The 23,258-nt window shown below is 65.0% G+C and carries 17 protein-coding genes and 1 pseudogene; 3 read left to right on the top strand and 15 right to left on the bottom strand.

What is annotated here, in order from left to right; translation table 11 throughout:
• Positions 1 to 48 precede the first annotated feature (48 nt).
• Complete coding sequence (locus DPM33_RS11800) at positions 49 to 1,017, bottom strand: helix-turn-helix domain-containing protein (protein WP_112097595.1); 969 nt, start codon at positions 1,015 to 1,017, stop codon at positions 49 to 51.
• 440 nt (positions 1,018 to 1,457) lie between these two features.
• Between DPM33_RS11800 and DPM33_RS11795 the strand changes: the two genes are divergently transcribed.
• The gene (locus DPM33_RS11795; protein WP_112097594.1) at positions 1,458 to 3,839 is read left to right on the top strand and encodes a phosphoketolase family protein; all 2,382 of its coding nucleotides are present in this window, start codon (positions 1,458 to 1,460) and stop codon (positions 3,837 to 3,839) included.
• Positions 3,840 to 3,901: 62 nt separating this feature from the next.
• The gene (locus tag DPM33_RS11790) at positions 3,902 to 5,077 is read left to right on the top strand and encodes an acetate/propionate family kinase (protein ID WP_167449030.1); all 1,176 of its coding nucleotides are present in this window, start codon (positions 3,902 to 3,904) and stop codon (positions 5,075 to 5,077) included.
• A 168-nt stretch (positions 5,078 to 5,245) separates the two neighbouring features.
• Here the strand turns inward: DPM33_RS11790 and dhaL are convergent, their stop codons facing one another.
• The 5 genes and pseudogenes from dhaL to oiaX all read right to left on the bottom strand — a co-directional run bounded on the left by dhaL (position 5,246) and on the right by oiaX (position 10,219).
• Complete coding sequence (gene dhaL / locus DPM33_RS11785) at positions 5,246 to 5,854, bottom strand: dihydroxyacetone kinase subunit DhaL (protein ID WP_112097592.1); 609 nt, start codon at positions 5,852 to 5,854, stop codon at positions 5,246 to 5,248.
• A gap of 5 nt (positions 5,855 to 5,859) precedes the next feature.
• The gene (locus DPM33_RS11780; RefSeq protein WP_112097591.1) at positions 5,860 to 6,867 is read right to left on the bottom strand and encodes a dihydroxyacetone kinase subunit DhaK; all 1,008 of its coding nucleotides are present in this window, start codon (positions 6,865 to 6,867) and stop codon (positions 5,860 to 5,862) included.
• A gap of 207 nt (positions 6,868 to 7,074) precedes the next feature.
• A pseudogene (gene derI, locus DPM33_RS11775) lies at positions 7,075 to 7,529 on the bottom strand (D-erythrulose-4-phosphate isomerase).
• Positions 7,530 to 7,634: 105 nt separating this feature from the next.
• Positions 7,635 to 8,966 (bottom strand): four-carbon acid sugar kinase family protein, encoded by a 1,332-nt coding sequence (locus tag DPM33_RS11770; protein ID WP_112097590.1) that lies wholly within the window; start codon positions 8,964 to 8,966, stop codon positions 7,635 to 7,637.
• A gap of 2 nt (positions 8,967 to 8,968) precedes the next feature.
• Positions 8,969 to 10,219, bottom strand: a complete 1,251-nt coding sequence (gene oiaX / locus DPM33_RS11765) for a 3-oxo-isoapionate-4-phosphate decarboxylase OiaX (RefSeq protein ID WP_112097589.1) — start codon at positions 10,217 to 10,219, stop codon at positions 8,969 to 8,971.
• A gap of 187 nt (positions 10,220 to 10,406) precedes the next feature.
• Between oiaX and DPM33_RS11760 the strand changes: the two genes are divergently transcribed.
• Complete coding sequence (locus DPM33_RS11760; protein WP_112097588.1) at positions 10,407 to 11,120, top strand: transcriptional regulator NanR; 714 nt, start codon at positions 10,407 to 10,409, stop codon at positions 11,118 to 11,120.
• A 2-nt stretch (positions 11,121 to 11,122) separates the two neighbouring features.
• On the opposite strand, the gene apnL is transcribed toward DPM33_RS11760, so the two are convergent.
• From apnL to DPM33_RS11715, 9 genes are all read right to left on the bottom strand, one after another.
• Complete coding sequence (apnL, locus tag DPM33_RS11755) at positions 11,123 to 13,030, bottom strand: D-apionate lactonase (protein WP_112097587.1); 1,908 nt, start codon at positions 13,028 to 13,030, stop codon at positions 11,123 to 11,125.
• Positions 13,027 to 14,061, bottom strand: coding sequence for a Gfo/Idh/MocA family protein (locus DPM33_RS11750; RefSeq protein WP_112097586.1), 1,035 nt, complete (start codon positions 14,059 to 14,061; stop codon positions 13,027 to 13,029). The genes apnL and DPM33_RS11750 overlap by 4 nt, the downstream gene beginning before the upstream one ends.
• A gap of 2 nt (positions 14,062 to 14,063) precedes the next feature.
• Complete coding sequence (locus DPM33_RS11745) at positions 14,064 to 15,128, bottom strand: ABC transporter permease (RefSeq protein WP_112097585.1); 1,065 nt, start codon at positions 15,126 to 15,128, stop codon at positions 14,064 to 14,066.
• Entirely contained in the window at positions 15,125 to 16,672 is a 1,548-nt protein-coding gene (locus DPM33_RS11740; protein ID WP_112097584.1) for a sugar ABC transporter ATP-binding protein, read from the bottom strand. The genes DPM33_RS11745 and DPM33_RS11740 overlap by 4 nt, the downstream gene beginning before the upstream one ends.
• Positions 16,669 to 17,331: a DUF2291 family protein gene (locus DPM33_RS11735; protein ID WP_112097583.1), complete on the bottom strand. Its 663-nt coding sequence runs from the start codon at positions 17,329 to 17,331 to the stop codon at positions 16,669 to 16,671. Before DPM33_RS11735 ends, DPM33_RS11740 begins: the two co-directional genes overlap by 4 nt.
• A gap of 83 nt (positions 17,332 to 17,414) precedes the next feature.
• Positions 17,415 to 18,356, bottom strand: a complete 942-nt coding sequence (locus DPM33_RS11730; protein ID WP_112097582.1) for a D-ribose ABC transporter substrate-binding protein — start codon at positions 18,354 to 18,356, stop codon at positions 17,415 to 17,417.
• Between the two features lie 404 nt (positions 18,357 to 18,760).
• Complete coding sequence (locus DPM33_RS11725) at positions 18,761 to 19,588, bottom strand: phosphogluconate dehydrogenase C-terminal domain-containing protein (RefSeq protein WP_112097581.1); 828 nt, start codon at positions 19,586 to 19,588, stop codon at positions 18,761 to 18,763.
• A gap of 110 nt (positions 19,589 to 19,698) precedes the next feature.
• On the bottom strand, positions 19,699 to 20,739 hold the full coding sequence (locus DPM33_RS11720) for an ABC transporter permease (protein WP_112097580.1): 1,041 nt from the start codon (positions 20,737 to 20,739) through the stop codon (positions 19,699 to 19,701).
• Complete coding sequence (locus DPM33_RS11715) at positions 20,736 to 23,219, bottom strand: ATP-binding cassette domain-containing protein (protein ID WP_112097579.1); 2,484 nt, start codon at positions 23,217 to 23,219, stop codon at positions 20,736 to 20,738. The genes DPM33_RS11720 and DPM33_RS11715 overlap by 4 nt, the downstream gene beginning before the upstream one ends.
• Between the last annotated feature and the right edge of the window lie 39 nt (positions 23,220 to 23,258).

The following is a 23,258-nucleotide window of genomic DNA, read 5'->3' as shown; positions in this document are numbered from 1 at the left end:
GCCGCGAGGTGTCGCAGAATTGCGACAGTCGTGAGTGGATTCGAAGGATCAGTGAGGCCTGTGAACATCCAGGCGGTTGAGCTTGCGGTGCAACGTCGCACGGCTGATGCCGAGCGCCTGGGCAGCGGCCGAGACATTTCCGTCCGCCCGCGCCAGCGCCCGCTGCAGGACGCCGCGCTCCGCCTCGGCGAGCACTTCAGGACGGTTCTCCGTCCAACCGAGCAGATCGCGCGCAGGCATCGGCTTGTCGAGGCATTGTTGCGTAAGTCCAAGCGCAAGGCGAGCCGAACGGGTTGCGCCGACCACGAGGTCGTCGGCGTCGACGGCGATCAGCGCTCCGGAACCTTTGTCGGCGACCGGCGCCAGCAGAATTCGCGCCTTAGGAAACGCAATCTTGAAATTTTCCGCTTCGATCCGGCGCGCCGCGTCGACCACGGCCACCGAAATCAGATTGGCGAAAGCCTCCGTGAGATCGGCTCGACAGGAAGACACGTCGAGCGCGGCCACGAGATCGCCCTGGTGGTCGTAAATCGGTGCGGTGGTACAGCTCAAACCTGTGTTGCGCGTATGGAAATGCTGATCGCGATGGATCGTCAGAACGCGCTGCTCGACCAGACACGTGCCGATCCCGTTGGTGCCCTGGCTTTCCTCGTTCCAGACGGAGCCGGTCCACAAACCCCAAGAATGAAACGTTTCGTCATCCACGGGCGCGCCACGCCGTTCGACCGGCACGCCGTCGCGGTCGGCCAGCAACACGCAGCATCCGACGCCGCCTACCGCAAGGTAGAGCCGGTCGAGGCTCGACTGGGCAGCCCGGATGAGCGGCTCGATGCGTTGGCGCGCCTGCCCCAGCTCAGGCTCCGTCAAATAGCGGGCGGGACTGCAATCGGCCGGATCGAGCCGATGGAGATTGGAAGACCGCCGCCAGGAGGCAACCAGCGCGGACTTTGCCGCCGCATCCGAAGCGATCGCGGCCTGAATGCGGTCGGCATGATGGCCGGACAGATCCTCTCCCATGCTTATCCTCCCAAACCCTGTCGGACTTCGGTTTCTGAGTCGATCCGCTTGAGGGCTGCGTCGTTCCCGCGCCAGTTTCTGCGTGCAATCGGCGCACTCGTCAATTCGACAGAAGACTCAAAGAATGCTTTCCATCCGTCCGTCACCCGCCACATTTGGGTCGACCGATCGGCCTTCCTGCCGGGTTCGTCGTCTTGGGCATTCCCATCGCTTCACTCCCCAATCTACGGGGACTGGATTGGGCATTCATTGATCGAGAGCAAAAATGACCGCCGCGAAGACAGCGGTGTCCGCCAATTGCGATGGATCAAAGTTCGCTCCTTCCTCGTCGGGTAGATCGATTGGCGGCCCGACATGACATCAGACGGTCGTGAACCGGTGGCAGCCTTGACGCGTTGAGGGTCAGCCGGGTCGGTTTGGAACCAGCGAAGGAGTCGGAAATGACCGTGCGTCCCAGCACCAATCGCCTGTCCGCACAGGAGCTGCGCGACATCGATGCCTATTGGCGTGCCGCCAACTACCTGACGATCGGGCAAATCTACCTGCTCGACAATCCGCTGCTTCGCAAGCCGCTTCGGCTGGAGCATGTCAAGCCAAGGCTGCTCGGCCATTGGGGAACCTCGCCGGGCCTCAGCTTCATCTACGCGCATCTCAATCGCGCAATCAGGCAGCGCGACGCCAACGTCATCTATGTCTGCGGTCCGGGCCATGGCGGACCCGCGATGGTCGCCAATACCTATCTCGAAGGCGCCTACAGCGAGACCAATCCGGATATCGCCTTGGATGAGGCCGGAATGAAGAGGCTCTTCCGGCAGTTCTCCTTTCCAGGCGGCATCCCAAGCCACGCAGCGCCCGACGTGCCCGGCTCGATCCATGAAGGCGGCGAGCTCGGCTACGCGCTCTCGCATGCCTATGGCGCCGCCTTCGACAATCCGGACCTTGTCGTGGCCTGCGTCGTCGGCGACGGCGAGGCGGAAACAGGACCGCTCGCCACGTCATGGCATTCCAACAAGTTCCTCAACCCGGCGCACGATGGCGCGGTGCTGCCGTTCCTGCATCTCAACGGCTACAAGATCGCCAATCCCACCATTCTGGCCCGCATCCCCGAGGAAGAGCTGCGTGCGCTGTTCATCGGCTATGGCTACGAGCCGCTGTTCGTCGAGGGCGACGATCCAGCCATGATGCATGAGCGGATGGCAGTGGTGCTCGACGATGCGCTCGACCGCATCAAGGCGATTCAGGACACGGCCCGCAGCGGCGCAAAGACGGCGCAGCCGCGGCCGAAATGGCCGATGATCGTGCTGCGGAGCCCGAAGGGCTGGACCGGCCCTAAGGAGGTGGATGGACTGAAGACCGAGGGCTTCTGGCGCGCCCACCAGGTTCCGCTCTCCGGCCTCGCTGAAAACCCCGCCCATTTGAAGATGCTCGAAGAGTGGATGAGAAGCTACAGGCCCGAAGAGCTTTTCGATGCAGCGGGCGCTCCGGTCTCGACGATTCGCGCCACCGCGCCGCAAGGTGCCATGCGCATGAGCGCCAACCCGCATGCCAATGGCGGTCTGCTGCGCCGGTCGCTCGAACTGCCCGGCCTGCATGAGCACGCCGTCCCGGTTGAACGGCCCGGGAGCGTCAAGGCGGAGGCGACCCGTGTGATGGGCAGCTTCCTGCGTGACGTCATGGCGTTGAACCGAGGCGCCAGGAACTTCCGCATCGTCGGGCCGGACGAGACGGCTTCGAACCGGCTGCAGGATGTTTTCGAGGTGACCGAGCGCGCCTGGATGGAAAAAATCCTGCCCGAGGATGTCCATCTGGCCCGGGAGGGCAGGGTGCTGGAGATTCTATCCGAGCATACCTGTCAGGGCTGGCTGGAAGGTTATCTCCTTACCGGCCGACATGGCTTCTTCTCATGCTACGAGGCCTTCACGCACATCGTCGATTCCATGTTCAACCAGCATGCCAAATGGCTTGACGCCTGCCGAAAGCTCGCCTGGCGACGACCGATCGCTTCGCTGAATTATCTCTTGTCCAGCCATGTCTGGCAGCAGGAGCACAATGGGTTCAGCCACCAGGATCCGGGTTTCATCGACGTGGCCTTGAACAAGAAGGCGGACGTCGTGCGCGTCTACCTGCCGGCGGATGCCAACAGCTTGCTCTGCGTTACCGACCATGTGCTGCGGACATGGAACCGCATCAACGTCATCGTCGCCGGCAAGGCCAATTCCTGGCAGTGGCTATCCATCGACGAGGCAAAGGTCCACTGCAACGCGGGGATCGGTATATGGCAATGGGCATCGACCGACGGCGGCGCCGAGCCTGACGTTGTAATGGCCTGCGCCGGCGACGTGCCGACGCTCGAGACGCTGGCCGCGGCCCAAATCCTGAAACGCCATATTCCCAAGCTCAAGATTCGCTTGGTGAACGTCGTCGACCTGATGACGCTCCAGCCCAAGGAACATCATCCGCACGGCCTGTCGGATCGCGAGTTCGATGCACTGTTCACCAGGGACAAGCCCGTCATCTTCGCCTATCACGGCTACCCCTGGACCATTCATCGCCTGACCTATCGGCGGACCAATCACGACAACATCCATGTGCGCGGCTACAATGAGGAAGGTACGACTACGACGCCGTTCGACATGACCGTGCTGAATGGGCTCGACCGCTACCATCTGGTGCTCGGCGTGTTGGACCGCATTCCTGAGCCGGCCGGTGCGCACGTCCAGCTGAGACAGGCCATGGAAGGCAAGCTGATCGAGCACGGAGCCTATATCCGCGAGCACGGGCGGGACATCCCTGAGATCCTCGACTGGAAGTGGGAACAATAGCCGATGACGAAGCGCCGGGTTGCCGGGATGAGGCCCGCGAAAGCGACTGGGACCGGTCTACCATGACCGATACAATTCTCATCCTCAATGGCGGCTCCTCGAGCCTGAAGTTCGCCGTCTTTCAAGGGGGCGACGCGCTTCATCTGCTGGTGCGCGGCAGCGTCTCGTCAATCGGACAGCGACCCCGGCTCCATGTCGCGCCCACGGCAACGACACCGCCGTTCGACAGGAGCCTTGGCGAACGTCCGATCTCGATGGACAAAGCATTCGAAGCCGTTGCGTCCTACCTGACGGGCCGCGGCCTGTTGCGCCGGGTGCGCAGGGTCGGGCATCGCGTCGTGCATGGTGGCCGGGAGTTTGCCCGCGCGACGCTGCTCGACCAGCGTGCGCTCGATGCGTTGCGCAGGCTCGAGCCACTCGCCCCGATTCATCAGGCGATCAACCTGGAGCTCGTTGGCCTCGCCAACCGCCTTCTGCCCGATGCCATGCAGGTCGGCTGCTTCGACACCGCCTTCCACGCGACGCGGCCCGAACTCGCAAGACTTTATGGCTTGCCGCATGAGATGTCGGAGCAAGGCATCGTGTCCTACGGGTTCCATGGGCTTTCCTACAGCCATATCGCCAGCGAGCTCCATCGGCGTTACGGCGCCGCTGCCGGTGGCCGAACGATCGCCGCCCATCTCGGCAGCGGGGCGAGCCTGTGCGCGATGAAGGCGGGCGTGAGCCAGGCCACCACCATGGGTTTCTCGACGCTCGACGGCCTCGTCATGAGCACCCGTTGCGGCGCGATGGACCCCGGCGTCCTCCTGCATCTTATGCAGGAGCGCAAGCTGTCGCCCGATGAGCTGGGCGACTTGCTCTACGAGCGATCAGGCTTGCTCGGCGTATCCGGCATCTCGGGTGATATGCAGACGCTGCTTGCGTCGGAAGACGCGGCAGCGATGCGCGCCGTCGATCTCTTCGTCTATCGTGTGGCGCTTGAGATCGGTTCGCTTGCAGCGGTGATAGGCGGGCTAGACACGCTGGTGTTCACGGCTGGCATCGGGGAGCATGCTCCCAAAATCAGGCACAGTATCTGCGAATCCGCTGCTTGGCTCGGGGTCGCTATCGATGTCGGTTTGAACCGCGGCGGCGAGGATCTGGTCAGTGCCCCGAATTCCCGCGTGGACGTGCTTGTGATCCCGGCAGACGAAGAACGTGCGGTGGCTTCGGAACTGCTCAACTTCGAGACGGTCTGATTGGCGCGGCTTCCCCGCCCGTTGGCGAAACGCTTCTCACATGCCGGCTAACCAGTGCTCCGCCGAATGTCTGTTGCTCACAAGCACTCGCAAGGACAACAGCAAACAAAACCAACGTCCGTTTGACGAGAAACCATCGTAGCGGCGCCGGTGTCCATGGCAGGCGAGCTAGGCGGGCTTGATCGCATTGCAAATTTCTTCGACCAACATGGAGGCCGACACCGCTCCAGGGTCTGGATGGCCCAGCGAGCGCTCGCCCAGACGCGCGGCGCGACCGACGGTTGCGACCATGTCGCGTGTCGCTTCCGCGCCCTGGCGGGCAGCGGCGGCTATGGCATCGGCATTCCGACCGTCGACTGCGGCGTCGGCGGCCGGAGCCCAGGCATCGAGCATCGTCTTCTGGCCGGGTTCGGCCTTGCCGCGCTGGACGATGCCGTCGCGCATCGCCGCAATGACGGCCCGCAACTCGCCGCTCGGCATGGACCCACGCGGGCCAGCGGCCTTGCCGGCACGCAGAAGGGCGGTCGCGTAGAGTGGCCCGGAGGAGGCGCCGACCGCGTTGAGGAAGCCTTTGGCGGCGGCGTTGAAGACATCCTGCAGCGTGCCGTTGGTGGCCCGCGCCGCATCGGCCGCGGCCTTCATGCCCTGTTCCATGGCGATGCCGTGGTCGGCGTCGCCGATCGCCCCATCGAGCGCGCAGAGCCTGTCGCGCTCGGCCGCCATCCGCTGGGAGAAGGCGCCGAAAAGGGCTTTCAAATCTCCGGTTGAAAATTCCATCCCGTTCAGCTCCGGAACATGGCGCAGTCGCAGGGATGGTCGATCATGCGCTGCAATTCGTCGTCGAGATGCATGATGGTGATCGAGGCGCCGGCCATGTCGAGCGACGTGCAGTAGGGGCCGACAAGCGTCTTGTGGACCACCAGCCCGGCAGCCTTCAGGCGCTCCGCGATCCGGGCGTTCAGGATGTAGAGTTCCATCAGCGGCGTCGCGCCGAGCGAGTTGATCAGCACCGCGACGCGATCGCCGGCCGGCGCCTTCATCTCCGCCAGGATCGCGTCCATGATTTCGTCGGCGACGTCGTTGGCCGAACGCAACGGCCCGCGCCGCACGCCGGGCTCGCCATGGATGCCCATGCCGACCTCCATCTCGCCGATAGGGAGATCGAAGCTTGGCCGCCGCGTCTGCGGCAGCGAACAGGACGACAGCGCCACGCCCATGGTGAAGGTGCGGTCATTGGCGTGACGGGCGACCCGCTCCACCTCGTCCAGCGGCATCATCATGTCGGAGGCTGCGCCCGCGGCCTTGAAGATGAACACGTTGCCGGCCACGCCCCGGCGCTTTTGCCGCTGGTCGCGCGGCGCCGACGCGATGTCGTCGGTGGTCAGCACCGTGCGTGCCTCGATACCCTCCATCTCCAAGAGCTCGGCGGCCATGTCGAAGTTCATCACGTCGCCGGCATAGTTGCCATACATGAACAGGACGCCGGCGCCACCGCTCGCGGCCATCGCCGCATCGACCGCCGGCTGGGGAGGGGGCGAGGCGAAGACGTTGCCGATCGCCGCGGCATCCGCCAGGCCCCTGCCGACATAGCCCAGGAAGGTCGGCTCATGGCCTGAGCCGCCGCCGATGACCAGCGCCACCTTGCCGGTCCGCGGGCCGTGCCTGGCGACGACCGCACGTGGCGCGTTGTCCGGGCGCCAAAGATGCTCGGGATGCGCGGCCATGATGCCGACCAGCATTTCGTCGACCGCCGCATTGCCGTCGTTGATCAGCTTCTGCGTCAGGCTCATTCGCATCTCCCTGCATCGTCCTCGGCGGCCAGACTAATGCATGTCTCCCGAAAGTGGGAACCGGTTTCGGGACAAAGACATGCGTAAAATCAAAGCTAAAGCGCATGGAGCGAATCCGAAGGATCGCGACGCGCGTTTGGACGTTCGCAGCGTCGTGAGAACGGTCTTCCTCCGGCCCAAGGGCGCGACGCGCGAAGTATCGAACGCTCAGCGGGCGTTGTACTTGGCGTCGACCTGGTCGATGGCGGCGACATTGCCGGCCGAGCGCCCCTGCGGATCGAACGTCTCCTTGAGAAGGCATCGGCGATCGATTTCGCCAGTTCAGGCCCGATCACGCGCGCGCCCATGGTGATGATCTGGGCGTTGTTCGACAGCGCGGCACGCTCGGCGGAATAGGTGTCATGGGTGAGCGCGGCGCGAATGCCCGGCACCTTGTTGGCCGAGATGCAGACGCCTATACCGGTGCCGCAGATCAGGATGGCGCGGTCATACTTGCCGGCAAGCAGATCAGTGGCGACGCGGTCTGACAGATTGGCGTAGAACGGATCGGGACCGGCTTCGGTGCGCGACACCTCCGAGACGTCGTGCCTGTCCTTCAGGTGATCGGTGAGAATTTTGGCCAGGCCTTCGCCGGCGCTGTCGCCAGCCACTGCAAGTCTCATGGTCAACTCCTCTGGAATGTTGCGGCGCATCTGGACAGGATGTCGAAATAGCCCCCGACAGCTGATGCGGTGCGTTCGAATGCGGGTGAGTGTGGCACGGCGCCGTCAACCGCCGAGACCGTCGCGGATGGCCGAGAAATAGCGATCGGTGCCGACCTGTCCGCCCTTCAGCGCCACCTCCAGTCCATCGACCGCAGCGATGCTCGAATGGGCAACGCAAAGCGGCGAGCCGGGTGAGGCCGGCAGCGGCATTTTCACCGTCAGCGCATCGACGCCCATCTGGCCCAACGCGTGACTGGAGGTGTCCCCACCGGCGATGATCACACGCTTCAGCTTCTGCTCCACTGTCAATGCGCGCAGCAGTTCGCCGAGACCGCGGCCGAGCTTGTGGCGGGCGCCTTCCTGGCGGTCGATCTCGGCGCCGCGGTCGGCAGCCGGACCAAGCGCGGTGTAAAGGATGGCGCTGCGCCCGGCCTCGAGGCTGGCCTTGCCAGCCGCCGCGGCGCGCGCGATCGCCGTGTCGGAACCCTCCGAGACCAGCTCGATCGGGTCGACCTCGATGCCGTCGAAGCCGTCGCTCATCGCATGGCGGATCTGCCGTTCCGTCGTCGGCGAGCAACTGCCCGACACCACGGCGATGCGGTCGGCGGAACCTGGAGGCTTGAACCGGGTGCTCGCGCCGGAAGCCGCGCTCTCTTGCCATTCGGGCAGCAGCGCATATTCGATGCCGGAGGAACCGACGACGAAAAATCCGACTGGCTTGCGGGCGCGCCAGATCTCCTTGCCGGCCAGTGCCTGGCTTTCGGGGCTGTCGACATCGACAAGCAGGATCGATGAATCCGTGGTCAGCTTGTCGAAGGCCGCCGACCGGCCGGGCGAGCGCAGCGTCGCAAGGTCGAGTAATTCAGACGGAAGGTCTGTTTGCCGTGACAGATGCACCAGCAAGTCGGATTCATCCATTGGCGTCGCGGGGTGACGGCTCATCACTGGATGGCGGTCTATGCGGTAGTATCTGTCGCGATAGGCCGCGAAGAGGTGACCGAAGGCGGTGTAGCGCTTGAGCTGCGGCGCGCCGACCACCAGCGGCACGCAGTCCTGCGCGAAAACCGCGCGGCCGATCTCGATCGCCCGGCCGATGCTGCCAATCGTCGGGCTGGAATCGAAGGTCGAGCAGACCTTGTAGTGGCAGATCTCGGCTTGAAGCAACTTCAGCCAGGCGAAGGCTTCGGTCAGATGCGTATCCATCCATTGCGGGGATTCGCTGCGGCTGGTGCCGGCAAGCCCGACGGCACGGCAATGCGCGAAGCGCGCCATCAGTCCGTCATCGGGCTTGCGCATGAAGAGCACGGTCGGCACGCCGCCGAGCTCCAGCGCCTCCATGACGTCGGTCGAGCCGGTGAGGTCGTCGCCATAATAGCTGAGGAGCAGGTCCTGCATGCTCACGCCGCCTTGCCGTCGGCGAACTTTTCGATCGAGCGCGCCAGCTCAGTGTGGCTCCTGGCGAAGTCCTCGAGCGGAATGCCCTCGACCGCCGCCTGCCAGGCCTGCCGCACGGCGCGCACGCCGGCGCCCGGTCCGTCCGGATGGCTGACGATGCCGCCGCCGCAGAGATAGAGAAGGTCGACCGTGCGCCCGGTGCGCGCATAGGTTTCGGGCGCCTGACCGCCCCACTGACCGGAGCCGGCCACGGGCAGGGCACAATCGGCCGGCGAAAACAGCGGCGTGGTCACCGCCTCGAAGGAGCGGATGAAGGAGTCGTCCGGCTCCCAGTATTTCGAGGCGATGCCGTTGATCTGGAACTGGTCGACGCCGAGCAGCCGCCAGAACTGCTGCCAGACCTTGAAATCCATGCCGAGGCCGGGATGGCGGGTGAGGATGTCCCAGCCATTGCGGTGCGCGTGCAGCACCAGGCCCGAGCGCTTCCTGAGGTAAGCCATGCCGCCGAAGCCGATGGAGTTGATGTTGATGACCGCGCAATTGCCGCCGGCCTCGAGCACCAAATCGTGGTTGCGCATCATCTCGTCCGGATCGGCATGCGAAATGCCGAAGGCGTACATCACCTTCTTGCCGGTCTTCTGCTCATGGTCGTGGATCAGCGGCATGATCGCCTTCACCCGCTCCGACAACGGCGAATAGGCCGGGCTCATCAGCTTCTCGTCGTCCTTGATGAAGTCGACGCCAGCCTCGATTAGCTCGCCCACCAGGTCGGCCGTCTCGTGCGGCCGGAGGCCCAGCGCCGGCTTGACGATGGTGCCGATGATCGGCCGGCCCTCGACGCCGGTCAGCCGGCGACTGCCGGCGACGCCGAATTGCGGGCCTGGATGCGCGCCCCTGAATTCTTCCGGCAGCTTCATATCGACGACGCGGATGCCGGAAAAGCCTCGGATCGAATAGGTGCCGCCGATGGCGATCGTCATCAGTGCTGCGAGATCGGTGCCGATCGCGTCGAAAGGAAAGCCGATGTCGACATCGGCGCGCTTGAAGGGACCGGGGCCGGCCTCGGGTATCGAAGGTTGCGCCGCGTCGGGCAAATGCCGGATCGCCAGCACGCGCGCCGCCACCCGCGCCTTCAACTCCTCGGTTTCCCCAGGCAACGCAACGAAGGTGCCGGTCGACTGGTCGCTGGCGATCTTGGCTGCCAGCGCCTCGATGCTGCCCGGGGTCTCGATGCGATAGGTGAGGGTGATCATGGCCGGCAATACCCAGTCGAAAAGGCAGGAAAAGAATTCCCTGCGCCTGAAATCTGGTATAATGAGTACATAAGCATTGCAAGCAATATCCTGCCCGGTGGCACGCCATGCGAGGGGACGACGGGCATTCCGGAATTTGCGGACGCGGTGCTAGATTGGGACTGGGCCAAGGGAGTGATTCGCGGCAATGAACCGTTCGGAACCGATCGTCCGGCGCAAGCTTTCCGATGAAGTCTTTGCCAGGCTGAAGCGGCTGATCACCAGCGGCGAGTTGCAGCCGGGCGACGACATGCCGTCCGAGCGCGAACTGATGGAGCGCTTCGAGGTCGGGCGTCCGGCGATCCGCGAGGCGATGCAGGCGCTGAGCAATATGGGGCTGGTCGCCATCTCGCACGGCGAGCGCGCCAAGGTGCTGCAACTGACGGCCAAGTCGATCATCAAGCAGGTCGACGGCGCCGCCAAGATCATCCTGTCGTCGTCGAAGGACACGCTGGAGCATCTGAAGACCGCCCGCATCTTCTTCGAGCGAGGCATGGTCAGGGAAGCGGCCGAGAAGGCGACGCCGGAAGACGTGCAGCGGCTCAAGGCGACCGTCGCCGAGCAGCGTGCCGCGCGCGGCGACGCCGAGGCCTTCATCTCCGCCGATATGCGCTTCCACACCCAGATCGCGGCGATCTCCGGCAATCCGATTTATGTCGCGGTCAGCGAAGCCATGCTCGGCTGGCTGAAGGAATATCACACCGAGATGCTGATCTGGACCGGCAAGGAAAAGTTCACGCTGACCGAACACGAAGAGATCATCGGCCGCATCGAGAAGAAGGATGCCGAGGGCGCCGAGAGGGCGATGATCAAGCACCTCGAGCGCTCGCGCGCCCTCTACGTGATGAACTCGGAGAAATAGGCTCAGCCGATCCTGGCTATGGCGTAAGCCGGCATGGTGAAGCGCCCTGTAGCCGCGCCCAGTTCAAGCGTGCGCCCACCCGCTTCGTCCCAGACCGCTGCTGGCTCCGCCGTTTCGCCGACAACCGCCGAGGCGTCGACAGTGACATCGTCCGGCGTGAGGTTTGCCAGCCAGGTTGTGATGACGCCGGTCGGCGAACGTCCCGCAAGCACCGCCACGCGGTCCTCGTCAGTTGAGCGCGTAGCGATATAAGTATGGCCGGCCAGCGCGGCGAGGCCACGCACTGCGTGGAAGATTGGCCGCTGCGTTCCTTCCCCAGCGGGTTCGCCGGCGGCCGCCAGCAAGCCGAACGCCCCTGTGAAGCTGGAGGGCGTCAGCATCTCAAGCCCGGCCGGCGCCACGCGCGCGGCATAGCCGATCGTCCAGGCGGCAGCGAACAAGCCGGCATGGCGCGGATCGCGATTGGCCATGGCGATGCGCTGGCCGTCCGGATTGTCCTTGGTCGCGCCGCCATAGGGGTTCTGCCGCATGGCGATGGTCGAAGGGCCAATGCGATACGGCTTCGCCCCGTAGATCGCCCGTGTCGACTGGGTGATGAAAGGCAGGGCTTCCAGCGATTGCATGACGCTGAGGTCGTCGGCCGCATGCACGATCGGGCAGGTGCAATGGGTGACGAAATCGAGCGCGCCGGCTGGAACGCGCTTGCGGTTGAGCTCGGTGAAATAGCTGAACATGCCGCCACCGAGGCGGATGCCGGGGAAGGCACGACGGGCCGCGGCATAGAGATCCTCGAGCGGCGGGCAGGCCGGCCAGGTGCTGCCGGGCGGGGTCGACTGCCGGTCGACCGAAGGCGAGACCGCGACGGCGTCGAGCTGCAAGCCGGCCCTGCGCACCATCCCGGCGACATCGGAGAGTTCGCCGTCGAGATCGCCGGCGCAGGCGACGACGCATTCAAGTGTCGTCCTGGCGGGGAATGCGGCGGCGAGTTCGGCATGAGCCTGCAAAGCGCCCAGGCCATGGCCGCGCGTCGGGTCGTGGTGGAGGAGAAGCTGCTGCGGGCCAAGCTTGTCGAGCAGCGGCAAATTGCCGAGCGCCGTCTCGACGTCCTCGGGATAGATCACCACGCCGATATTTGGCAGCTTCGCGCCGGCCTCACCAATTTCGATGTGCACCGGTTCGGCGCCGGTTGGCGCGGCAGCCACCCGAGAGTCCCCGGCAATGCGCAGGGTGATCGTCTGACGATTGGTTTGCCCGGCAGGCAGTATATAGGGCCATGGCAGCGCGAGCGGCCGCACATAGGTCTTGTAGGAGGCATCGGACCAGTTGCGCTGGTCCTCCATCTCGAAAATGTCGCCTTCCATCCGGCATTCGGCGCTGACACCGGGTCGCATCTGATGCGTGATGGCGCGCATGTCCTTGAAGGGTTGCCAGGGGTCTATCAGCAGCGGCAGCTTCGTATCCACCCGGCGGCCGTCGGTGTGCTCGACTGTCACCGGGCTGCCGGCGAGACCGGCGATCGGATGCAGAATGCAGAAGCCGCAGCGATTGGTCTCGAAATCGCTTTCGGGCAGCGCGCTTACATCGAAGGTGAGACGGCCATCGGCATGGCCCTCGATCGTGGCGTCAAAGCCGAGCCGGCTGCCGCCCGGTCCCTCGCAACTGGCCGAATAGCGCACGCTGAAACTTTCGTCGCTCTGCTCGATGACCAGATCCGACAGGGCTGGCTCATAGGTGCCCCAGTCGCGGTCGCGCACGATATAGGCGATGGCGCGCAGCACCTCGATGCTGCCGTGGCGGATGGTGCGCAGATTGCCGTTGACGAAATCGGCGCTGAGCGGCCCTGCACTGAGCCGAACCGGTTCGGCCTCGGCCACGCGCGTGCCGTAGAGGAGGAGGGGGTGTTTGGTCATCTGAGCAGATCGTCGATCCGTACCGGCTGCCGGCTGGCGGCGCCGGCATAGGCAGCCTCGACCAGAGCGAATGTCTTGAGATTGTCCGCGCCGGACGTCGCCGGCTCCTTGGCCGTCGCCAGGCAATCCACCCAATGCATCTGGATCGCCAGGACGCTTTCCTGGATGTTGTGCCATGGCCGCGAGGCCCAGGAGAGCAGCGGCGGCGACACGTCGCTGACGGCGGTGCCGCTTTTGCCGGTGACCGTCAGCTGGTAGCCTTGCGCCAGCCGGATCGTGCCGTCGCTGCCGTCGAGCTCGATCAACGTCTCGGGAAACGGTTCGGTGGCAAGCTTCGTTGCGTAGCTGCAATCGACCACCGACGTTGCGCCGCCTTCATGGTCCATCAGCATCGTCGCCACGTCCTCGCCGACGATGGCGGGATTGACGCGCTTGGTGCGCGCAGTGAGGCTCGACACGTCGCCGAGCAGGAAGCGGGCGATGTCGAGGATGTGTATGCCGAGATCCTCGATGATAAAGCGTTTGCCCGTCGCCAGGTAAGGCTGGCCGGAAAACACGTCATAGGCCGAGCGGAAGGAGATGCGGCCGAAGAAGGGCGTGCCGATCTCGCCCCTGTCGAGCACGGCACGCACCGCCTGGATCGGCGACTGCCAGCGGAAGTTCTCATGCACCATCAGCGGCACGCCAGCGTCGGCGCAGGCTTTCACCATGGCCTTGGCGTCGGCAAGCGTCGGCGCGAACGGCTTTTGGCAGATCACCGGGACACGCTGCGCGGCCGCCATCTCGACCAGCGGCCTATGGCTGCCTACGGTGGTGGCGATGTCGACGAAGTCGAGGCTCTCGTTCGCGAACATCGCCGCCGCGTCGCTGTAGCGCTTCGCCACACCGAACTGGTCGCCGACGATCCTGAGGCGCTCGGGATCGCGGTCGCAGATCGCCACGATCGAAGCGCCGTCGATGTCAAGCCAGCCATGCATCTGGTTTACGGCGAAGAAGCCGCAGCCGATCAGCGCTCCATGCAACTCAGTCATGGTCAGCCCACCTTCGCCATCTGCATCAGCGTAACGCGGCTCTGCAGCCGGCGTTGCGCCTGGTCGACGACCACCGCCACGATGATGACGAGGCCCTTGATGACCATCTGCCAGAACGAACTGACGCCCATCATCACCAGTCCGTCGGACAGGATACCGATGACGAAGGCGCCGACGATGGTGCCGCCGATCGTGCCCCGACCGCCAGACATCGAGGTGCCGCCGAGCACTGCAGCCGCGATGGCGTTGAGCTCGAAGCTCTCGCCCGTCGCCGGATGGGAGGCCATCAGCTCGGACGAGATGATGAGGCCGACGATCGCCGCGCAGAAGCCGGAGAACATGTAGACGAACATCTTCACCATGTTGACCCGCACGCCCGAGATGCGTGATGCGCGCTCATTGCCGCCGACGGCGAAGATATGGCGGCCGAGCGGCGTGTATCTGGCGAGATACGCCGCCCCAAGCGCCACCACGAGCAGGATCCAGATCGACACCGGCAGTCCAAGCAGCTTGCCGGCGCCGAGATAGCCGAAGCCGGTGGTGCCGAGTTCCGGCTTGCCGACGAGGTTGGGGAAGGTGCGGCCGTCCGACGACAACAGCGCCAGGCCGCGCGAGACGTAGAGCGTGCCGAGCGTGGCGATGAAGGGCGCGACGTTCAGCCTGGTGATCAGCAGTCCGTTGACGGCGCCGATCGCGATGCCGACCAAGAGCGTGATCAGCGCGATCTCGAAGACGTTGAAATAGACGGTGTAGCCGATTTGCAGGTCGATGCCGTTGAGCACGAGGTAGCCGGCGACCATGCCGCACAGGCCGACGATCGAGCCGACCGACAGGTCAATGCCGCCGGTGATGATGACGAAGGTCATCCCCATGGCGAGGAAGGCGTTGAGCGCGACGTGCTTGGCCATCAGGATCAGATTGGCGGCCGAGAGGAAGTTTGGCGCCGCGATCGAGAAGAACACCAGCACCGCGATCAGCGCGATGAAGGTCCTGAGCTTCATCAGCGTCAGCAGCAGCGAGCCGCCGGATGCGGATGGCGCGGCAGCCTTGGCGGGGATGTCGGTCATCGGCGTTGCTCCCCATGCGCGGGTCCGTGGCCGAGCGCCGACGCGGCGACGATCGCCGCTTCCGTCGCCTCAGCGCGATCGAACATCCCCGTCAATTTTCCGTTGCTCATCACCGCGATCCGGTCGGACAGCGCCATCACCTCGTCGAGGTCTGAGGTGGCGAACAGGATGCCCAGCCCATCGCGCGAAAGCTTGCGCATGGTTCGGAAGACGTCGGCCTTGGCGCCGACATCGATGCCGCGGCTGGGCTCGTCCATCAGAAGCACTTTCGGCCCGGTGAGCAGCGCCTTGCCGATCACCACCTTCTGCTGGTTGCCGCCCGACAGCGAGGACACCTCCTGCGCCGGATCGGCGACCTTGACCGCCAGTTCCTTCACCATCTGCACAACGGCCTGCCGCTCGGCGCCGCCACGGATGTGGAACAGGCTGACGAAACGCGACAGGCTGGCCAGAGTCAGGTTGCTGGCGACAGAGAGGATCGAGACCAGGCCTTCGCGCTGCCGGTCTTCCGGGATCAGCGCCAGGCCGCGCTGGATGCGCCGCGTCGTGTCGCGCTCCCTGACCGGCTTGCCGTCGATGAAGATCCTGCCGCTGGCCTGGCCGTGGCGGCCCATGATGCAGTCGAACAGCTCACTGCGTCCGGCGCCCATCAGCCCGTAGATACCGAGGATCTCGCCGGCGCGCAGGGAGAGCGAGACGTGATCGACCGCGAGCCCGCCGGTGACGCGCGGCAAGCAGATCTCCTCGGCGCGGAAAACCTCTTCGCCCGGTTGATGGCCGTCGGCCTTGGCGAAATCCTTGGCGTCGGAACCAATCATCTGCCGCACGATCCACTGCGTGTCGACGTTTCGCATCTCCTCCTGGCCGGTGATGCGGCCGTCGCGCAGCACGGTGATGTAGTCGCCGATGCGGATCAGCTCTTCCAGCCGGTGCGAGATGTAGACGATCGCTACGCCGCGCGCCTTGAGATCGGCGATGACCTTGAACAGGATCTCGACCTCCGCCGCGCTCAGCGCCGAGGTCGGCTCGTCCATGATCAGGATGCGCGCGTCGAGCGACACCGCCTTGGCGATCTCGACCAGTTGCTGCTGGCCGATGCGCAAATCCTCGACCAGCATCTCGGGCCGGATGCCGGCCTCGAGCTGCACGAGGAAGTCTGCGGCGAGCCGCTCCTGCGCCTTATGGTCGATCTTGCGGAAGCGGTTGGTCAGCTCGCGCGTGGCGAAGATGTTCTCGGCGACCGAAAGATTGCCGAACAGGTTCAGCTCCTGGAACACCATGCCGATGCCGCGGTTCACCGCGTCGCCGGAAGAGGAGAAGGACACCTCGTTGCCGTCGAGCAGGATGCGCCCGGCGGTCGGCCGTTCGACGCCGGCGATGATCTTCATCAGCGTCGATTTGCCGGCGCCGTTCTCGCCGACCAGCACGTTGACCGCGCCCTTGCGCACCTCGAAATTGGCATGCTTGACCGCGACGGTGCCGGCGTAGACCTTGGAGATGTCCTCCAGCTTCAGGATGACGTCGTGACCGGGCGAGGAACTCATGGCTTCGGCCCGATCTCGGCCTCCGCCGGCGTCACCAGCGGCAGGTCCTGGCCGCTCTCGATCGTGTAGGCGCCGAGCACCTTGGCGGTCCGGCCCTCGAGCGCCTCGCGCGGCAGCTTGGACAGCACCGTCTTGTCGGCATAGGCGTTGAAGGCCTTGCCGAACTGCGCGAAGTCGATCTGGTTGGTGAAATCGTTGAACTGGACGAAGTCGAGGCTGTCGCGCAATGCGGTGCCGCGCATGGCCGGCCCGATCTGCACCCGCGCATCCGCCGTGCCGTCGCCATCGACGTCGACATCGATGGTTCCCGCGCGCGACTGCGTGTTGGCGGCGACGATCTTGCCCTCGACGCGCACCGCGAAGGTCCATGGCGAGTTCGCCTGCTTCTTCGGATTGCCATATTTGGCACCGGCGGCGGCCTGATCGGCCTTGGCTTGAGCGTGGACTTCCGCGAACGGCCCGGCCTTCTGCTGCAGATAGGGGATGACCTTGGAGGCCCAGATTTCCTCGACCTTCCCGTCGGGATTGAAGGCCGAGTTGTTGGCGCTGTCGCCGCCTTGCGCCGACGGCGTCGGCAGGATCTTGCAGGCGCCGAGGCCGATGCCAGCGAGCGCGGCAAGCATCAGCCCAAGGGTCAGCCGGGTCAACTTGTTCGGCATGGCGGTCAAAAAAGCATCCGGAAAGTGAAATGGAGGCGAGGGACGAACGCGCGTTCGCCCCTCGCAGCGTGCATCGCGCCGGCTCAGTTGGTGAGCGCGAAGGTCTCCAGCTTGGGAGCATTGTCGCCATTGACCAGCACGCAGTCCATGAGCTGCTTTTCCTTCTCGGGCGACTTCTTGTTCTTGATGTAGTCGCTGGCCTGCTCGACGGCCATTTGCGCCTGGGCGTAAGCCGGCTGCAGCACCGTCGCCTTGATGCCGCCGGACTTGATGGAATCGCGCACGTCGTTCGATCCGTCGAAGCCGACGACGATGACGTCCTTGCGGCCAGCGGCGGCCAGTGCCGCGTATGCGCCCATCGCCATCGTGTCGTTGCCGGAGATCACGCCCTTGATGTCGGGATTGGCCTGCAGGATCGACTCCATCTTGGAATAGGCCTCGGTCTGGCTCCAGTTGGCCGACTGCTGCGCGACCTTCTTCAGGTCCGGATAGTCGTCGATGACGTCGTGATAACCCTTGGAGCGGATGCCGGCATTGGTGTCGGACTCCTTGCCGACCAGCTCGACATAGTTGCCCTTCTCGCCCATCAGCTTGACGAATTCCTGCGCCCCAAGCTGGGCGCCCTGGTAGTTGTTGGAGACGATCTGCGCCACCGCGACGCCGGTGGCGTTGATCTCGCGGTCGATCAGGAAGGAGGGAACGCCGGCGTCCTTGGCCTTCTGCACGGCGGCGACGGTGGCGTCGGCGCCGGCGTTGTCTAAGATGATCGCCTTGGCGCCGCGGCCGATCGCGGTGTCGATCAACTCCGACTGCTTGTTGGCGTCGTCGTCGTGCACCAGCACCAGCGTGTCGTAGCCGAGCTCCTTGGCCTTGGCCTCGGCGCCGACGGCTTCGGCCTTGAAGAACGGGTTGTCGTGCGAGGGCGTTATGATGGCGATGAGGTCCGCCGCATAGGCGGGCATGGCGGTGCCGAGTGCGAGTACGCCGGCGAAAGCCGCAAGCGTCATTCTGCGAGTGAATTTCATGAAGTCCTCCCGTTGAAAACCCGCCTCGGATGACCGAGGCGATTGTCTGCATCTGAAATCGTCCGGCGGTGCAGGCAGCTCGGTTCGGCGTGCGGAAGCCTTTCGGCTTCATCCGAACCGGTTCTCGCTGTCGTTTCCCCGCCATCCTCCCATGGCCCGCCTTCAGCTATCCGGTCGAAACGAGCCAGGATCAGCTAAGGCCAACTGGTATGATGAGTCAACCACAAATTCAGGTAATGTGTACCTGAGTGCTAGTTGTTTCTTCCGTCTCCCCTTGTGGGAGAAGGTGGCCGAGCGAAGCTCGGTCGGATGAGGAGTGTCTCACTCGGCTGGAACACCCCTCAACCGTCTCGGCGCTGTGCACCGATCCACCTTCTCTCACAAGGGGAGAGGGCAAACCCGCCTCAGGTGATGCGCTGGATGCTCGCGGCGATCTCCTCCGGCTCAAAGACGCGCTTCCAGTCGTCGCGCATCAGCACCGGCTTGCCGAATTCGATGGCCTTGTTGCAGGCGTCCGAGAACACGCCCTTGGTTTCGCCGAAGATGACGGCGCCGAGCACGTTCATGTGGCCGAGCAGGAAGTCGAGCGCCGCCTGCCGGTCGACACCGCGCGCCACGACCTCGTCGAGCGCTTCCTTCATGACGACCAGCAGCGAAGCGCAAACCGTCTCCGAGAGCCCGGGCTCGAGCAGCGCCATCTGCTCGACGGTGACGCGATGCGAGCGCATCACCGGCGCCCAGATGATCTGGGCGATCTTCTCGCCCTTGGCGTAGTCTTCCTCCGGTCCCTGCATCAGGGCACTGACGAAATGCTGCTTGGCCTTTACGCCACCGAAGAAATCCTTCTTGGCCGCCATATCTGTTTCGTCGTTGAAGATCGGCGGATGGCAGGGATGCGTGACGAAGTAAGTCAGGTCCAAGCGCTTCGGCAGATGGCCGGCAAAGGGCGCCGCGGCATCGAGCACGATGACCATGGTGCCGGCCGCGAGTTTGCTCTCGATGCCGGCAGCAACCTTGCCGATATGCGTGTCGGGGACGGCCAGGATCACCACCTCGGCGCCCGCGAGCGCTTCGTCGACGCTGAGCGTGTCGATGCCGAGCCCGGTTTTCAGGCGTTCCTTGCCGGCCTCGCTGATCTCGACATGGCGGATCGTGTAGGGGGAACCGCGAAAGTTGGTCGACAAGCGGTAGCCCATTTTCCCGCCCGCACCGAACAGCGCAATAGTCGTCATCTGGCTTTGCTCCCTGAATTTCGGACGACAGCCGCGCCAATCGTCACCTTGTATACTGGTATGATCACTCTACCGTATTTTGGCAAGAGGAATCGTCGAGTTGTGTTTCCTCAACCGGAGTGGACAGTCGGGGCGCTCGGTTCCGCCTTGGCCGCTGGATCCGCCTCGCTATCCGCTGGATCGACGGCGGCGCGCCTCCCCAGCGCTTGTCGTCCGGCCAGCGCCAGCACGAAGATGACGACGATGCCCTGCACGATGTCCTGCACGCCCGGCGGCAAGCCGATGATCTGCATGGTGGTAACGATCAGGATGAGCAAGATGCTGGCGAAAAGCGTGCCCAGCGCCGTCGCCGAGCCGCCGAAGATCAGCGTTCCGCCAAGCACCACGGCGGCGATCGACTGCAACAGATAGGGCTGACCCATTTCGAGGAAGGCGCCGCCGATATAGGCGCCGAGCAGCAGGCCATCGACTGAAGCCAGCACCGAGGAGATGACGAAGGCGGACGCGATCACCCGGCCGTTGCGGATGCCGGCGAGCCGCGCCGCGGCGCGGTTCTGGCCGACCGCCGACAGGAGCTGTCCGAACACGGTGTAGCGCAGCACGAAGGAGGTTAAGGCTACGCCGACGATGGCGACAATGGCCATGATCGGTACACCACCGATGCGTCCCGTCGCGATATCCTTGAGGGCAGGGCTGACGGCGAAACCCGGGATTGCTTTGTTGGATAGCAGCGTCGCGGTTGCCAGCACATAGCCGGTCGCCAGCGTCGCGATGATCGCCGGAATGCCGAGCCCGACGACGAGCAGCGAATTGAACGCCCCGACGGCAACGCCAAGCACGATGGCGGCGACGACGCCGACGGCGAGGTTCGCGTCCTGACCCTTGACGGTGAGCAGCGCGACGAAGGCGCTGAGCGTGATCACCGAGGCGACCGACAGGTCGATGTTGCCGCGCCCGGTCGTCACCACGAACATTTGGCCGATGCCGACGACCGTCAGGAAGGATGCCGACAGAATGACGCCGGACAGGCTGGAGAGGCTGAAGCGGTTGGTGACGATGGAGAGCACGAGCCAAAGGATCAGCACGCCGATCGCCGCCCAGATCCAGCGATTGCGCTGCGCCCAGATGCCGAAGCCTGCGAATGCGTTCATGGCTCGCTCCCGCGGTCGGCGGTCAGGCTGCGCAGGGTGAGCAGGGCGATCAGGATCAGCCCTTGCGTGGCGGCGTTATAGTCGCTGCTGACGCTGAGCGTGCCGAGCAGCGCGCCGATCAACGACAGCGTGACCGCGCCGGCGACGGCGCCGATCGGCGAGATGATGCCGCCGAGCAGCGAGCAGCCCCCCATCACCACGGCGGCGACGCTGAGCAAGGTGTAGGAATTGCCGGAGTTGATGTCGCTCGCGGTGTTGATGGCCGTCAGCGACAGGCCGGCGGCGCCGGCGAACAGACCGGCGATGAGGTAGCGTACCAGCGCATAGCGCGTCGGCGACCATCCCGAACGGATCATCGCGGCCGGGTTATTGCCGAAGCCGCGCAGCACCACGCCGAGCGGCAAGCGATCAATGACGAGCACGATCAGCGCCACGGCCGCGATCATGATGATCGACGTCGGCATGAAGCTGACCGACCAGCCGAAGAGGGCGGTCAGCCAGTCCGGGCTCGCGCCGCCCGGTGTCGGCTGCAGCGCATAGCCGATGCCGACCCAGATGAAGGATGCACCCAGCGTGACGACGATGGCCGGGATCTTGCGCGCCTGGATGACGCCGCCAAGCCCCGCATAGGCGGCGAGCGCGGCCACCAGCGCCAGCGCGCCGAGCCATGGCTGATCGTAGAGCAGCGTGGCGCTGAGCACGCTGACCAGTCCGGCGAAGGCGCCGACGCCGAGGTCGATCTCGCTGCCGCCGACGATGAACATCTGCGCAGCGGTCACCAGCACGAGCGACAGCGCCGGCATCAAGAGCAAGTCGAGGCCGAAGGTGGAGGCGACTGCCGGGTTGATCGCGATCATGGTGGCGAGCACGGCGGCAAGTCCGATGAAAGGCGCGGCATTGACCAGCTTGCGCCCAAGTCCGGCAATGGCGGTCTGCTTGCGTCCAACGCCGGCGGCTTTGTCTTCCGGCTGTGCGAAGGAGGCGCCGACGATGGCCTGCTCGGTGATCGCCTCGCCCGCCAGCTCCTTGACGATCCGGCCGCCGGAAAAGACCAGCACGCGGTCGCAGGCGAGCAGTTCTGCGTCCTCGGTCGTATGCCAGACCAGCGCCCGGCCGCCGCGCGCGACCTCGTTGCAGAGGCGGTAGAAATCCTGCTTGGTGGCGATGTCCACGCCGCGCGTCGGATCGTCGAGCAGGATGATCGGCGTGTCGGCGACCAGCGCCCGCGCCACCAGCGCCTTCTGCTGGTTGCCGCCGCTGAGTTCGGTGATGTTGGACTGGAAGCGCTTGTTATCGAGCCGCAGCTTGCTGGCGGCGCCTTTCGCCGTTTCGCCGTTGGCGCGCTCGGAAACGACGCCCAGCGCCGGCCGGCGGGCAAGCGCGCCGATGCTGATGTTGGAAAGCACGCTCCAGAGCGGGAACACGCCTTCCTTCTGCCGATCGCCGGCGATGAAGCCTGCCTCCGCCCGCCTTGTGACGGACGCACGATGCTTGTGCTCCGGATTGAAGATGGCGTGAAGCAATTCCTTCTGCCCGCCGCCCTCGAGGCCGGCGAGCCCAACGATCTCGCCGCGCACGATGTCGATGTTGCGGCCAAGCCCGGCCGTCAGTGGGCTGGAGAGCCGCACCAGCACATCTTGGGAGGATGCTGCGGACACCGCGTGCTGGTGGACCGGATCGGCGTCGCCACCCATCAGTTGCACAAGCTTACCGATCGAGGCATCGGCGGTATGACCCTGCCATGCGGTGCGGCCGTTGCGCAGCACCACCACCTCGGTGGCGACGTCGATGATCTCCTGCAGCTTGTGGCTGATGAAGATGAAGGCTAGCCCCGCCTTCGCCCGCTCGCGGATGAAGGCCCTGAGCTGTTTCGAGCGGTCGAGATCGAGCGAGGATGTCGGCTCGTCGAGCACGATGAGCTTGACGCCCGGCGTCGCCGCGGCGCGCGCGATCTCCACCATCTGCCGCTCAGCGATGGTGAGGTGGTTAACATCGGCATCGGCATCGATGCCATTGCCGGGAAAGACAGCATCGAGCGCGGCGCGGGCACGGGCACGGTAGAGGGCGCGCCAGCCCGGCCGGCTTGCAGAGTCGCCGGGAGTTTCCAGGAAAAAGTTCTCGGCCACCGACAGGTTGGCGCAGAGCGACAGCTCCTGATGCACCATGCGAATGCCGCGCCGCTGCGCCTCGCCGGTGTGGTAGGCTGCGAACGCCACCATTTCGCCGGCAAAGGAGATCGCGCCGAGCGTCGGCCACATCGCGCCGCACAGGATGCGCATAAGCGTCGATTTGCCGGCGCCGTTGCCGCCGACGAGCCCGATCACGTCGCCGGCCTGCACGGAGAGGTCGATCCCCGCATTGGCAAGCGTCGGCCCGAAACTCTTGGTGATCCCGCTCAGGGAAACGACGCTCGGCCTGGCAGGGGCTGCAGGAACTGCGCCGGCAGCAGTGCCCTGTACGGCAACGGCGATGTGGGACATTCGTCCTCCGGTTCTGCGCGGACAAGGATCGGGCGCGGC

The sequence above is a fragment of the Mesorhizobium hawassense genome, assembly GCF_003289945.1.
In the GTDB taxonomy this organism is placed as follows: domain Bacteria; phylum Pseudomonadota; class Alphaproteobacteria; order Rhizobiales; family Rhizobiaceae; genus Mesorhizobium; species Mesorhizobium hawassense.
The sequence above is the reverse complement of the archived record's forward strand: the minus strand, read 5'-3'. Positions and strand labels throughout refer to the sequence as shown.